At 69.6% G+C, this 13,170-nt stretch carries 12 protein-coding genes; 2 read left to right on the plus strand and 10 right to left on the minus strand.

Translation table 11 applies throughout. The annotated features are described in order from the left end of the window. Positions 1–104: 104 nt before the first annotated feature. The 3 genes from CFK38_RS06370 to CFK38_RS06380 are packed head-to-tail and all read right to left on the minus strand — an operon-like array spanning position 105 to position 3,250. The gene (locus tag CFK38_RS06370) at positions 105–1,013 is read right to left on the minus strand and encodes a carbohydrate ABC transporter permease (protein ID WP_096802327.1); all 909 of its coding nucleotides are present in this window, start codon (positions 1,011–1,013) and stop codon (positions 105–107) included. After that, positions 1,013–1,945 carry a carbohydrate ABC transporter permease gene (locus CFK38_RS06375; RefSeq protein ID WP_157773388.1) on the minus strand — a complete coding sequence of 311 codons (933 nt, stop codon included), beginning with the start codon at positions 1,943–1,945 and terminating at the stop codon, positions 1,013–1,015. The genes CFK38_RS06370 and CFK38_RS06375 overlap by 1 nt, the downstream gene beginning before the upstream one ends. A 30-nt stretch (positions 1,946–1,975) precedes the next feature. Beyond that, positions 1,976–3,250 carry an ABC transporter substrate-binding protein gene (locus tag CFK38_RS06380; protein WP_157773389.1) on the minus strand — a complete coding sequence of 425 codons (1,275 nt, stop codon included), beginning with the start codon at positions 3,248–3,250 and terminating at the stop codon, positions 1,976–1,978. Between the two features lie 106 nt (positions 3,251–3,356). Between CFK38_RS06380 and CFK38_RS06385 the strand changes: the two genes are divergently transcribed. Together CFK38_RS06385 and CFK38_RS06390 are read left to right on the plus strand one after the other, a co-directional pair. After that, positions 3,357–4,595: an ROK family protein gene (locus CFK38_RS06385; protein WP_172895770.1), complete on the plus strand. Its 1,239-nt coding sequence runs from the start codon at positions 3,357–3,359 to the stop codon at positions 4,593–4,595. Positions 4,596–4,703: 108 nt separating this feature from the next. Beyond that, positions 4,704–5,810, plus strand: a complete 1,107-nt coding sequence (locus tag CFK38_RS06390; RefSeq protein WP_096802328.1) for a Gfo/Idh/MocA family protein — start codon at positions 4,704–4,706, stop codon at positions 5,808–5,810. 108 nt (positions 5,811–5,918) lie between these two features. On the opposite strand, the gene CFK38_RS06395 is transcribed toward CFK38_RS06390, so the two are convergent. From CFK38_RS06395 to CFK38_RS06425, 7 genes are all read right to left on the minus strand, one after another. Then, a complete protein-coding gene (locus CFK38_RS06395; protein ID WP_096802329.1) occupies positions 5,919–6,875 on the minus strand; it encodes a glycine betaine ABC transporter substrate-binding protein in 957 nt (318 codons plus the stop codon). 44 nt (positions 6,876–6,919) lie between these two features. Further along, positions 6,920–7,819 (minus strand): ABC transporter permease, encoded by a 900-nt coding sequence (locus CFK38_RS06400; RefSeq protein ID WP_096802330.1) that lies wholly within the window; start codon positions 7,817–7,819, stop codon positions 6,920–6,922. Then, positions 7,816–9,096: a quaternary amine ABC transporter ATP-binding protein gene (locus CFK38_RS06405; RefSeq protein WP_096802331.1), complete on the minus strand. Its 1,281-nt coding sequence runs from the start codon at positions 9,094–9,096 to the stop codon at positions 7,816–7,818. Before CFK38_RS06405 ends, CFK38_RS06400 begins: the two co-directional genes overlap by 4 nt. Before the next feature lie 382 nt (positions 9,097–9,478). Beyond that, positions 9,479–10,228: a dienelactone hydrolase family protein gene (locus CFK38_RS06410; protein ID WP_096802332.1), complete on the minus strand. Its 750-nt coding sequence runs from the start codon at positions 10,226–10,228 to the stop codon at positions 9,479–9,481. A 49-nt stretch (positions 10,229–10,277) separates the two neighbouring features. Continuing rightward, positions 10,278–11,471, minus strand: a complete 1,194-nt coding sequence (locus tag CFK38_RS06415; protein WP_096802333.1) for a calcium:cation antiporter — start codon at positions 11,469–11,471, stop codon at positions 10,278–10,280. Positions 11,472–11,648: 177 nt separating this feature from the next. Next, complete coding sequence (locus CFK38_RS06420) at positions 11,649–12,557, minus strand: hypothetical protein (RefSeq protein WP_096802334.1); 909 nt, start codon at positions 12,555–12,557, stop codon at positions 11,649–11,651. 148 nt (positions 12,558–12,705) lie between these two features. Then, positions 12,706–12,996, minus strand: coding sequence for a hypothetical protein (locus CFK38_RS06425; RefSeq protein WP_096802335.1), 291 nt, complete (start codon positions 12,994–12,996; stop codon positions 12,706–12,708). Positions 12,997–13,170 lie beyond the last annotated feature (174 nt).

Raw genomic sequence — 13,170 nt, forward strand, 5'->3', positions numbered from 1 at the left:
GTGCGGGTTCAGGGGCAGGATCATGAGCGGGTGCGGAGGGTGGAGACGATGCGGGCAGCAGGCACGCAGGGCGGCCGACAGCGCTGGCCGCACCGCGCGGGGCACTACTTGATCGCGCCCTGGGTAAGGCCGGACATCACCCACCGCTGAGCGAACAGGTAGACGATGATCGCCGGAGCCATCGCCATCAGGTAGGAGGCGAAGGCGACGTTGTAGCTGTTGCTGAACTGGGTCTGGAACATGTTTTGCAGCACCGGGATGGTCTGCAGCGTCGGGTCCGAGATGATCAGCGAGGGCATCATGAAGTCGTTCCACGACGCGATGAACGCGAAGATGCCCACGGTCGCGCACATCGGCGCCAGCAGCGGCAGGATCAGTTTCCAGAACACCTTCCAGGTGCCGGCGCCGTCCATCCGCATCGACTCCTCGAGCTCGAGCGGGATGGTGCGCAGGAATGCGGTCAGCAGCAGCGTGTTGAACGCCAGGGAGAAGGCGATGTGCAGGATCGCGACACCCAGCGGATTGTCCAGTCCGAGCATGCCCGTCAGCTGGATCTGCGGCAGCGCGACCACCGGGAACGGGATGAACATCGCCGCCAGCAGGTAGAAGAACGACCAGCGGAAGGCTCGTCGGTCCCAGTTGCGTACGATCGCGTAGGCGGCGAGCGCCGAGATCACGATCTCACCGACCACGGCGACCACCGTGATGAAGATCGAGATCGCGAAGCCGCGCGGGAAGTTCGTGAGGTTCCAGGCCTCGACGAAGCTCGAGAACGTGAACGGGTTCGGGAGAGCGAAGGCATTTCCGCCGACCGCCTGCTCGGTGGTCTTCAGCGCCATGTTCACGGTGATGTACAGCGGCACGAGCACGGCCAGTGATCCCACCATGAGCAGCATGGTGGTGGTCCAGCTGATGCGTTCGCGTCCCACCCGGCCGCGGCGACGCCGAGCTGTTGGCGCCAGGGTGGGGGAGCCGGCAGGGGCCGCAGATACGGCGGGAGTCGCAGTGCTCATCAGAATGCCGTCCTTCCTCGAGTGATGCGGAGCTGGAGGAGCGCGAGCGCGATCGAGATGAGGAAGAAGACCATTGCGTTCGCCATCTGGTAGGCGTAGTCGCCGCCGTCGAACCCGCGGAAGATCGACATCGCCACGGATCGGGTGGCCACGCCCGGGCCGCCGTCGGTCAGGCCCACGATGATGTCGTAGGCGTTGAGGTAGTTCTTGAAGCCGAGGATCGTGTTGATGACGATGAACCCGGAGACCAGCGGCAGGGTGATGTGCCGGATGCTCTGCCAGCCGGTGGCACCATCGATCGAACCGGCCTCATAGACCTCGGCGGGAATGGTCACCAGCCCGGCGATGTAGATCAGCATCGTGCCGGGGATCGACTGCCAGGCGGTGACGATCACGATCGACAGCCAGGCCCAGTCGGGATCGGCGAGGATCGTGGTGGACAGCGCGTCCGAGCCGATCGCCTGGCCGATGCCGGGCACGGTGTTGGCGAACAGGTACTGGAACACGAAGGCGATCACGATGCCGGAGATGACCATCGGGATCACGAAGATCGTGCGCAGTGCGGAGGTGAAGCGGATCTTCGAGGTCAGGCCCAGGGCCAGCGCGAAGGCGAGGATGTTCACCACGATCACGGTGATCAGCGAGAAGCCGAGCGTGAAGGTGTACGACCCCAGGATCCCCTGGTCGCGGAACATCGCGACATAGTTGCGCAGGCCGATGAACTCCCAGTCACCGAAGCCGATGGAGTTCGTGAAGCTGTATCCGAAGCCCAGCAGCGCCGGCAGCGTGACCGCGAGGCTGAACAGCGCTAGGGAGGGGAACAGGAACAGGTAGTAGAGGGGATCGATCCGCCGCTTGTGGTGGACGAGCGGGGAGCGGGTTCGGCTCTCGGCGTTCCTGGGAACAGCGGGCGATGGTGTCATCGTCGACATCGGGGCTCCTTGCTGAGACGTCATCTGTGATCACTCCCGGAAGGCCAGGCGGGCCCAGTCGGCATCCATGCGCGCCAGGGTCTGCTCGGCGTCGGCGCCGCCGACGATCGACTGGAGGTAGTTCTGGGCCGGGATCGAGTTGGGGATGAACTGCGAGGCACCCATGTAGAAGCGTCCCTCGTCGTAGTACTGCTGCATCTCGGCGATCCGGTCGTCGGTGACCGGAGGGGCATTCTTCGTGCTGCCGAAGGCGAGGAAGGCGTCGTTGTACGAGTTCTGGATGTCGGGCTGCATGAGGAACTGCAACAGCTCCCGCGCCCCCTCCTGCTCGTTCGCGGCCTCCGGGATCCACAGCGACAGGTCGATGTTCACGCGGACCCTCAGATCGGCCGGATCAGCGGTCGCCGGCAGCGGGAAGGTGCCGAGATCCACCTCGGTGCCGGCCTTCTCGATCTCCCCCAGGGCCCAAGGCCCCTGGAAGTACATCGCGGCCTTCCCCTGGGCCATCGCCGTGTTGCCGTCGCCATAGGCCCGGCTGGGGGCATCGACGTTGTGGTACGGGATCAGCTCCAACATGCGTTCGACGGGCTCCAGCAGCGTGTTCTGAAAGGAGACCTCGGAGCCAGGGCCGACGTCCTCGCCGATCTCGTCCATCTGATCGTAGAAGCTGCGCACGTCGACCATCCCGCCGACGGTGTAGTCGAACAGACCCTGGGCGATCGTCCACGGATCGAGGAAGGTCCCGTAGATGGGGGTGACATCCGCGGCCTGCAGCGTCTCGCAGACGCTCAGGAGCTCCTCCCAGGTGGTGGGGACCTCGAGCCCGTGCTCCTCGAAGATCTGCCGGTTGTAGATGACTGCGGCGGCGGTGACCGAATAGGGCAGCACGCTCGTGCGACCCTCATAGGTGGGGTACCAGTCGGCGAGCTCGGCGACGTCCTCGCGGATGGTCGCGGCCTCGGGGAGGTCGGAGAGGTCCGAGAGGGCGCCGCGCTCCATGAAGCGGCCCATCTCGAGGTTGTAGTTCTGGCAGCCGAGGTCCGGCGGGTTGTTGCGCACGAAGCTCGCCGAGAGGTTCGTGGCGATGTCGTGCTGGACCGTGAAGCGGTCCTGGGACCTGGAGAACTCCGCGGCGAGCCGGCTGAAGTACGAGATCGCCTCGGGCTTGGACTGGTAGAGCGTCAGCTCGGACGGGCCGCTGTCACCGCAGGACGTCAGGGCGGTCGCCGCCAGGGCACCGCCCACGCCTGCCAGCAGCGTTCGTCGGGTGAGGGGGCCGGACAAGCCGGTTGAGGATGACACCATCGTCTCCTTCGCGGAAGAGTGTGCAGACTCTCGGGATAGATGCGACCATAGATACATCAAGCCTTATATTTACGGCCTATCGAAAGTATGGAGGTGGGTGGCTGCCATGTCAACTGTCCCGGACCGCGGCGCAAGCTCCCCGCAGCTCCTGCGCCGGGCGAACCGCCAGGCGCTGCTTCAGCACGCTCTGGGGACGCGCCAGTTCACCGCATCCGACGCGATGGCGGCGACCGGCCTGACCCGCGCCACCGTGCTCGGCGTCTGCGGCGAGCTCGAGCAGGCCGGCTGGCTGCACGAGGTCTCTGGTGAGCGCGTGGAGGGGGCCGTGCAGCGTGGCCGCCCCGCACGTCACTACGCTCTGCGCGCGGAGGCTGCCGTCATCGTCGGAGTCGATGCGGGCCAGCACACAGTCATGGCGCGGGCCGTGGATCTGCGCGGGATGGAGCTCGCCGCTGCGCGGCGCGCGATCGACGGCGAGCTCGACGGGCGCGACGAGGACCAGTGCGCTGCGGCGGCGGAGTCCCGTGTCCAGGCCGTGCGCGACCTCGTCGACCTGGTCCTCGAGCAGGCGGGAGTCGGCACGAGGCGACGACTGCTGACGGTGGTCGGGGTGCCCGCCCCGGTGGACTCCGTCGGTCGTTCGCCGTCGGTCGACTCAGCCTTCTGGCCCGCCATGAACCCCGATCTCGTCGGCGCCCTCGACGGCGCGGTGCAGGTCGAGAACGATGCGAACCTCGCCGTGCTCGCCGAGCATGCGCTCACTGCACCGCATGCCAGGACCGAGCATGTGGCGGCGCTGCTGATGGGGGAGCGCTTCGGCGCCGGGCTCATCGTCGACGGCCGACTGCTGCGCGGAACCGCCGGCGGCGCCGGCGAGATGCGCTTCCTGGACGACGTGCTCGGCGACTCCCGTGGAGCCGATGGTGTCGCCGCGCTCGCCCGCCGCTGGACGCTCGAAGCGCTCGCCGCCGGCCAGCCCTCTCCCGCTCTCGCGGCACTCCCGGTCGAGGCACTCAGCGCCGTCGACGTCTTCGCCGCCGCCCGCGACGGCGATCCCCTCGCCCAGGAGGTGCTGGACCGGATCGCCGCGCGCCTGGCCCGCATCGTCGCGATCCTCTCGAGCCTGCTCGGGGTCGAGAGGGTGGTCGTGGCCGGGGCGATCGCCGAGGCGATCGAGCCCGTCCTGGAGCGCTCTCGTCTCGAGCTGGCCGGAATCGCCGCCGCGCCCCTGCCGCAGCTGGTCGCCAGCACCCTGGGCCGGGACGTGGTGGTGCGTGGGGCGATTGAGCTCGCCCTCGCCCGCCTGCGCGAGGACCCGCTGGAATTGCTGGCGCCGGATGGCTGAGGCCCCACGCCTCCCCGTCATCCCGCCACCTCTGGGCCCCCGACCCCGACAATCCACCGCACGATCAGCCATCCCGCACAGCATTCCGATCGGAAGGGACCACGCATCATGAACGCAGCAGCACCGGAGGGCGGGCAGCGACGACTGCGCGCCGGAGTGATCGGCCTGGGCTGGGCAGGCCAGCAGCATGTGGCCGCCTACGCCGCCGACCCCGCCGTCGACCTCGTCGCGCTCTCGGCGATGGAGGAGCACCTGCTGGAGCGGTTCGGCACCGAGCACGACGTGCCCGGCCGCTACCGGGACTGGACGCAGATGATCGCCGAGGCCGAGCTCGACGTCGTCTCGATCGCCACCCCCACCTTCCTGCACGAGCCGATGGCGATCCATGCCCTCGGCGCCGGTGTGCACGTGCTCACCGAGAAGCCCATGGCCCAGACCGGCGAGGCCGCCGCTCGCATGGTCGCCGCCGCGCAGCAGGCGGGCCGCGTGCTGGATGTGTCCTTCAACCACCGCCAGCGCGGGGACGTCACGGCGCTGAAGGACGTGGTGGACTCCGGCGTGCTGGGGAAGCTCTACTACGCCAAGACCGGATGGATCCGTCGGCAGGGGATCCCGGGGCTCGGCACGTGGTTCACCAAGGCGGAGAGCTCCGGCGGCGGCGCGCTGATGGATATCGGCATCCACATGCTCGACATGGCCCTGCACCTGCTGGGCGAGCCCGCGGTGACCGCCGCCTCCGCCTCCACCCATGCGGAGTTCGGGCCGCTGGGCCGCGGCGGCTCCGGCTTCGGCGTCTCGCAGGTCGAGGAGGGCGCCCCCTTCGAGGTCGAGGACCTCGCCACCGCCTTCCTGCGCCTGGACGGGGGAGGCACCCTCCTGCTGGAGTCCAGCTGGGCCCAGTGGATCCCGCACGACCTCTGCTATGTCACCCTCTACGGGGCCGATGGCGGAGCCACCATCGAATGGGGTGGCGACCCTGCGCACCCGCATCAGGAGATCACCGTGTGGACCGAGGTCGCCGGCATGCCCGCGGAGCTGCAGCCCGTGGTCGGGGAGGACGGCCATCACGCCGCCGCGGTCGCGAGCTTCCTGCAGCACGTCGCCTCCGGGGACGCGGCGGCGCATGACGGTTCTCTCGCCCTGCGCCGCGCCCGGGTCCTCGACGCCTGCTACGCCTCGGCGAAGGCCGGGACCGAGGTCTCCGTCGCGCACTGAGCCTCGCACGAAGGACGGGCCGACCACGACATGATCGTGGTCGGCCCGTCCTGTACGGCGGAGGCGGGCATCAGCCCGCCGGCCGGAGCGCGGGGGTCCGCGCCGAGGTCACTCGCCCGGCAGCGGGGCCAGGACGTCGGGGTTCTCCTCGAGCCACTTCTCGACCGCTTCGGCCTCCTGGCCGTCCTCGAACTGGTTGACGACCATGTCCTCGAGCGAGCCGAACTCCTCGTCGGACAGCTTCATCTTCGAGATCCACTCCGCGGCCTCGGGGAACTCCTCGGAGAAGCCCTTGTGGCCCAGGTGGTGCAGCGCCTCCGGCTCGCCGAAGTGACCCTCCGGATCCTCGAGCGCCCGGACCGGGAAGGCGGTCATGGCCCAGAACGGGGACCACAGGGTCACGACGATGTCCTCCTCGGCATCGATCTTGTTCTGCAGCTCGGTGAGCATCGCCGGGGTGGAGGACGTGACCAGCTCGAAGTCATCCAGGCCGTAGCCGGGGATCACGCTGTCCTGGGTGGCGCCGGTGATGCCGGCACCGGGCTCGATGCCATAGATCTTGCCGTCGAAGCGGTCGGCCTGGCCCTGCAGGTCCGCGATCGACTGGATGTCCTCCACGTACTCGGGGACGGAGAAGTTCAGCTTCGCCCCCTCGTAGTAGGCGACCAGGTCCTCGATGTTGTCGCCGTACTCCTCCATGTAGTCGGCGTGGGTGACCTCGGGCCAGGCCGAGGGGTACATGTTCACGTCCCCCTGGGCGAGACCCGCGTAGAGCAGGGCGGCCTCGGCGATGGTCTGGTGCTTGACCGTGTAGCCCATTGCGGTCAGGCGGTTGTCCAGCAGGTAGGCGGTGGACAGGCCATCGGTCCAGGAGGCGATGTAGCCGAGGGTGATGGTCTTGCCCTCGGGCCCGCCACCGCCGTTGCTGTCACCGCCGCTTCCGCCGCCGTCACCGCCGTCGCTGCCGCAGGCGGCCAGGCCGAGGCCCAGCAGGCCGGCGCCGCCCACCAGGGCGGAGCGGCGGGAGACGGAGTTCGGGGTCCAGAGCGAGTTGCGCTTGGTCATGATCGATCATCCTTTCCAGAGGTGTTCGTTGGTGTCGGGTGCGGTCAGGAAGTGGTGGCCGTGCGACGTCGTTTCAGCACGGCGACCAGCGAGGTCTTGTAATCGCCGGGGTTGCCCAGGGCCGCCGTGACGCGGTCCAGGAAGACCGCCAGGATGACGACGCCGAGACCGGCCTCGACGCCGAGCGGAAGGTCCAGGGTCGCGATCGCCTGGACCACCAGCTTGCCGGAGCCCTCGGTCCCGGCCATGCCGGCGATCACGGCCATCGACAGGGCCAGCATGATCACCTGGTTGACGCCCGCCATGATGGTGGGGATGGCCAGGGGCAGCTGGATGCCGCGCAGGATCTGCCCGCGGGTGGCGCCGAAGGACTCTCCGGCCTCGACGGTCTCGGAGTCGACCTGCCGGATGCCGAGCTCCGTCATCCGGACCCCGGGTGGCAGGGCGAAGATGATGGTCGAGAACATGCCGGGCACCAGCCCGATCGAGAAGAAGGTGACCGCCGGGATCAGGTAGACGAAGGCGGGCATCGTCTGCATGAAGTCCATGATCGGTTTCACGATGGCGCTCACTGAGGAGCTCATGGCGGCCAGGATGCCCAGCGGCACGGCGATGACCACCGCGAACAGGGTCGCGACGATCACCAGCGCCATGGTCTGGAGCATCGGTGTCCACTGGTCCATGGCCAGGACCGCGAGCATCATCACCAGGGTGCCGATGCCCATGCGCCAGGAGCGCGCCACCCAGGCGAGCAGTGCGAGCAGCGGGATCAGCACCAGCGCCGGCAGGAACAGCAGCCCCTCGGTGAGGTTCCCGACCAGGAACTCCATCAGCCAAGTGAAGGCGTCGAACAGCCAGGAGAGGTTGGCCTTCAGCCAATCGATGCCGCTCTCCGCCCAGTCGCCGATCGGGATGCGGGGCACGAGGCCGTCTTCGGGGTTCATCGGTCACCTCCGAGGGTGTCGTGGGTCGTGCCCGGCAGGGCATCGCCTCCGGCGGCGTCGGGTGAATTGACGGTCGTCACGGTCTCGCCGTTCTCGCCGTGCCCCGTCCCGGCGGCGGTCAGCAGCGTCACCCGGGGGATCACACCGAGGAACTTGCCGTCCTCATCGACCACGATCAACGGGTTGACGTGCTGGGCGGACGGTGCGAACAGGTCGGCGATCGGCGTGTCAAAGGAGACCACCGGCATCTCGCGGCCGGGCACCCAGGGCAGGTCGTCCCGACCCGCGCGGACAGCCTCGGCGACGTCCTCCTCCCAGAGGACGCCGAGCGGCGTGCGGTCCCGGTGCAGGGCGACCAGCCACGGGTTCTGGGTCTCGCGCAGCATGCGGTGCGCGGTGCGCGGGCCGTGGTCCTCGCCGAGGGTCTCGGAGGGGCGCTCGAGGATGTTCTCCGCCGTCATGACGCGGGAGCGGTCGACGTCCTGGATGAAGCGGGCGACGTAATCGTTGGCCGGCTCGTTGAGGATCTCGTCGGAGGTGCCGATCTGCTCGATCCGGCCGTCGCGCATCATGGCGATCCGGTCACCGATGCGCATGGCCTCGTTGAGGTCGTGGGTGATGAACAGGACAGTCTTGTCCAGCTTCTGCTGGAGCTCGATCAGCTGATCCTGCATGTCGCGACGGATCAGCGGGTCCAGCGCGGAGAACGCCTCGTCCATGAGCATGATGTCGGTCCCTGCAGCCAGGGCGCGAGCCAGCCCCACGCGCTGTTTCATGCCACCGGAGAGGCTGTCGGGACGGTAACCGCCCCACCCCTTCAGACCGACCATCTCGAGCGCTTCGGTGGCCCGCTTCTCCCGCTCCGAACGGTTCAGGCCGCTGATCTCGAGCCCATAGGCGGCGTTCTCGCCGACGGTGCGATGGGGCAGCAGCGCGAAGTGCTGGAAGACCATGGAGACGCGCTTGCGGCGCACCTGGCGCACCTTGGCCGGGGACATGCTGGAGAGCACGTCGTCACCGATCCGCAGCTCGCCGGCGCTCGCGGGGAGCAGTCCGTTGACCATGCGGATCAGCGTGGACTTCCCGGAGCCGGACAGGCCCATGACGACGAAGTTCTCGCCGGGCTCGACACTGAAGCTGGCGTCGATCACCGCGGCCGTGAGCCCCTCGTCGCGCAGCTCGACGCGCGTCTTTCCCTGCCGGAGGGCTTCGACCCCTCGGGCGGGTCGTCGACCGAAGACCTTGTACAGGCCGTCGGCGGTGATGACTGGTGGCACGGGGGCTCCTTCATCCGTAGGCGTCGGGTGGGCGCGGATCGGTTCGGCCCTGCGTTCCGATTCCTCGGGGTCGCACCGACCCGATGTTCTATCTTCGTCCTCCTGCTCGTGGGCAGCAAACCTCGCCCTCACCGGAAGTGTCGATTCTGACCTCGGCTTATGACTCTCAGCGAGGGCAGGTCATGGCGGCTGTGAGGCGGGAAAACGCTGTGCGCTGGGCTGACGAGCGGCCGACGGGGGAAGAGCTCCGCGGCGCGGACTGTCCGAAAATCTGGACATAACTATTCGGTCACGTGCGGTTGTGGACGTGACGGAGGGCTCTCCTGGGTGCTGAACCGGTGTGTTCGCTCGGCCGGCTGAGCCGCTCGGACGCCGGCGCCGCTCAGCCGCGCGTGGGCAGCATCTCCGCGAGGAAGCCGACCGTCTGCTGCCAGGCGGCCTCGGCGGCCTCGTTGTGGTGGAGGCCGGGATGGGGGTTGTCGAAGGCGTGACCGGCGCCCTCGTGCAGGCAGAAGTGCACCTGCTCGCGGGTGCCGTCGGCGGTGACGGCGGCATGGATCTCCATGACCTGCTCCAGCGGGATGAAGGCGTCGGCCGTGCCGAAGTGGTGCAGGCTCGGCACCTCGACCCGCGCGGCCCGGTCCAGGAGCGTGGGCAGCGCGGATCCGTAGTAGCTGACCAGCACCGAGGGCGGGCGCTCCTCCGCAGCGGCGGCGGCGGTCGCGGCGACGGCGAGACCGCCTCCGTAGCAGAAGCCGACCAGGCCCACCTTCTCGGAGTCCACGGCGCCGTGCGCGCGCAGTGCGTTCAGGGCCGCCAGGGCGTCGGCCTCGGCGCGCTCCCAGGGCAGCTGTCCGGTCAGGGCCACGCCCTCGTCGAGCCAGGACTCGAGGTCGTCCCAGTCGTCCATCCCCACCAGCGGCGGGTCCAGACGGGCGAACAGTTGCGGCGCCAGCACCGCATAGCCGAGCGCGGCGAGATCCGCGCAGCGCTGCTGCATGTACTCGGACAGGCCGAAGATCTCCTGCAGCACCACCAGGCCGGGCACCGGCTCCTCGAGGTCCTCGGGCAGCCAGAGCAGCCCCGGCAGGTCGCCGGCGTCGGTCGGGATGGGAAGCGTCGTCGCACTCACGCCGCGACCATACCGCGATCGAGTCGGCGACGGCCGCGGGACGGGCCGGTCAGCGAAAGAGCATGAGGGCGTAGACGCCGAACAGCAGCAGATGCACGGCCCCGTGGAGCGCGGTCATCCGCGGTGCGGCCGCCGAGATGGCGGCGACAGCGAGGGTCGCGGCCAGCAGCAGCAGGTTCGGCGGCGATGCCGCGAGCACCACCGGGGCGCCGGTGAGCAGACCGATCACCAGCACCGTCGGGATGGTCAGGGCGAGGGTCGAGACCAGCGCGCCGTGGCACAGGTTCACCACCCGCTGGACCTCGCCGGCCAGCGCTGCCCGCACCGCCGTGATCGACTCCGGGGTGAACACGATCAGGGCGATCAGCACCCCGCCGAGCGCGGCCGGGGCGCCGAGCCGAGCCGACGCGTCGTCGAGCAGGTCAGCCATGTGATGGGAGAGCAGCACGATCGGCAGCACCGTCGCGATCAGCAGTGCGGAGCGGGCCAGCAGCTCCGCGCGGTGCACGGCCAGGAGCTGGCGCAGGGGCGGGGGCGCGGTGCCGTCGTCGGGCACGGGCGCGCGGCCGCCGGGAGCCCCAGCCGCCGGGACCGTGACCTCCTGGAACTCAGCGGCCTGGGCGCCCGTCTGCCGCCAGAGGAAGACCGCGTACAGCGCCACCGTCAGGCCGGCGATCACGAGCGCCTGCGCCGGGGCGTAGCTGCCGCCCGCGCCGAGCGTCGCCGGCAGCGCGAAGGCGAGGGCCGAGAGCGCCACCAGCATCACCAGGTAGGCGGAGGTGCCCACGCGATGCGCAGCCAGCGAGCCGTGGCGCAGCCCGCCCACCAGCAGGCACAGCCCGAGCACCAGGTTCATGATGATCATCGAGACCGCCATCACCGAGTCCCGGGCGATGGTCGCGTGGTCCCCGGGCCCCTGCATCACCGCCGCGATCAGCACCACTTCGATCACCACGATCGACAGGGTGAGCACGAGCGTGCCGTAGGGGTCGCCGAGGCGGCGCGCGAGCGCCTCGGCCTGCTGGACCACGCCGCCGGCGGCCACGACGATCACCGCCACGATCGCGGCGAGCACCAGGACGAGCGCGGCGGAGGAGAGCGGGACGGCCAGCAGCGGGGCGGCGAGGGTGATCGCACCCACGGAGGCCCAGCCCAGGAGCAGGCGGACGATCGCCCCGCGGGTGAGGATCGCGGCGACCGGGCCACGGTCGCTCGGGGTGGGTGCGGCGGAGTGGGATGACATGGCGGGAGGGTCCTTCTGCGAGGCCGTCCTCCGGAGGATCCGCCGTCCGGGTCGTCCCGGCCGGGGTGTCGGCGGGGACCGCCCGACGCACCTGACACGATAGCCGTGCTCGGCGTGCTCGTGCCGCTGCTGGTGAGGGACCTGACCGTGCCCGGCGCCCGGCGATCTGGTCAGGGATCAGTCGTCGCTGGTGCGGTCGATCCCGACCAGCAGACCCTGGTCGTTGTCCACGTAGGTGCCGGGCGCGACCACCAGGTCCCAGGTGGTGCCGTCGGCGGTGGTCGCTGCGCAGTCCACGGTCTCGAACTGCGCGAAGTCGAGCCCGTCCTCGCAGGTGACGTCCTCCCAGTCGGCCATCTTGTCGACCGGCACATAGGAGTTGTCCGAGGTCAGCGTCTGCAGCGTGCCCGCTGCGACGTCCTCAGCGCTGAGCGGGTCCATCCCGTAGACGGAGCCGAAGCCCAGGCCGGTCAGGGTGACGTCCTCGTCCAGCAGGTCCTCCGCCTCCTCCGGCAGTGCGGTGCCGGTGGAGAAGAGCACCGCGACGCTCGAGCCGTCCTGGAAGCCGGAGTCCGCGGGGACCATGACCACGTGGGCGACCCACTCCTGGGTGGGCTCGGTGCTCTCGATGCTCGCGGGGCCGAGGCAGTGGACGGGGGCGGCACCCGGTGCGAGCACCAGCTCGGCCTCGCAGTCGGCGGTGCCGCCGAAGGGATCGGCGAGCAGTGCCGCCAGGGCGTCGCTGCCGAGCACGAGGGCGCCCTCACCGCTGGTGTCATCGAGTCCCAGATCGGTGCTCAGCATGATCCGCGTGCGCTCGCCCGCACCCTCAGCGGCGTCCGTGCCGTCGCTCTGGTCTCCCTGAGCGTCCTGGTCATCGCCGCCTGCGTCCTCGGTGCCGTCCGATGTCGCCTCGCTGACGGGGTCCGGCTCCGCCTCCTGCGTCCCGCCGCCGTCAGAGCTCGCGGCGGGGGCGGACGGCGTCTCCTCGGTGTCCGCCCCGCAGGCGGTGAGTCCCAGCAGTGCGGCGCCGGCGACGAGCGCCATGGCGGAACGGGTGCGTCGTGCGATGCTCGCGGTCCTCATGATGGATCCTTCCCTCCCACCGCGCACGGCGGTGCCTCCCCGGCGGACCCGGTCACGATGCGGTCCTCACCACACCGTGCCAAAGGGTCAAGAGGGGGTCAAATCGTCGTCATGAGAAGTGCAGGAGATGCGCGCACCCGTCACGAGCTCAGTGATCCTGCCCCGATTCGCGGTCGCGGTGCTGCGGGCCCGGGTCCCCGTGCTCACGGCGATAGCGGTCATCGGCCTCATCCTCCGAGTTCGCCGCGCCGCCAGAGCGCCGAGGGTCACGGAACCCGAGGGCGACGCCGAGGGCGGTCCCGACGGCGAAGCCGATCAGTGCGCCGATGAAGAGGTTGCTGATCACCGCGAGACCCAGCCCGATCCCCACGGTGAAGCCGATCATCATGCCGAAGGGCAGCCAGGTGGCATCGAAGCGGCGACGGGTGCGTGGAGTCATGGATCCTGTCCGATCGGGCGCCCGCGAGCGGGCCGAGGGGTGGGCCCCACCAGCCTAGCGCCGGCCTGAGCCACCGGTTTCCTGCCTCATATGACGGTGGAACGTCTGTACGCCGTTCCACCGTCACATGAGGCGGAATTCTGGTGGCCGGGCCGGACCGGGGTGGGTGGGGGA

The sequence above is a fragment of the Brachybacterium vulturis genome, from assembly GCF_002407185.1.
Classification (GTDB): domain Bacteria; phylum Actinomycetota; class Actinomycetes; order Actinomycetales; family Dermabacteraceae; genus Brachybacterium; species Brachybacterium vulturis.

Bases quoted from the DNA above. Each gene is read 5' to 3' on its own strand.
- CFK38_RS06390 (WP_096802328.1), top strand. From the start codon at position 4,704: ATGAACGCAGCAGCACCGGAGGGCGGGCAGCGACGACTGCGCGCCGGA.
- CFK38_RS06370 (WP_096802327.1), bottom strand. From the start codon at position 1,013: ATGAGCACTGCGACTCCCGCCGTATCTGCGGCCCCTGCCGGCTCCCCC.
- CFK38_RS06380 (WP_157773389.1), bottom strand. From the start codon at position 3,250: ATGGTGTCATCCTCAACCGGCTTGTCCGGCCCCCTCACCCGACGAACG.
- CFK38_RS06395 (WP_096802329.1), bottom strand. From the start codon at position 6,875: ATGACCAAGCGCAACTCGCTCTGGACCCCGAACTCCGTCTCCCGCCGC.
- CFK38_RS06385 (WP_172895770.1), top strand. From the start codon at position 3,357: ATGTCAACTGTCCCGGACCGCGGCGCAAGCTCCCCGCAGCTCCTGCGC.
- CFK38_RS06400 (WP_096802330.1), bottom strand. From the start codon at position 7,819: ATGAACCCCGAAGACGGCCTCGTGCCCCGCATCCCGATCGGCGACTGG.
- CFK38_RS06425 (WP_096802335.1), bottom strand. From the start codon at position 12,996: ATGACTCCACGCACCCGTCGCCGCTTCGATGCCACCTGGCTGCCCTTC.
- CFK38_RS06420 (WP_096802334.1), bottom strand. From the start codon at position 12,557: ATGAGGACCGCGAGCATCGCACGACGCACCCGTTCCGCCATGGCGCTC.
- CFK38_RS06375 (WP_157773388.1), bottom strand. From the start codon at position 1,945: ATGTCGACGATGACACCATCGCCCGCTGTTCCCAGGAACGCCGAGAGC.
- CFK38_RS06415 (WP_096802333.1), bottom strand. From the start codon at position 11,471: ATGTCATCCCACTCCGCCGCACCCACCCCGAGCGACCGTGGCCCGGTC.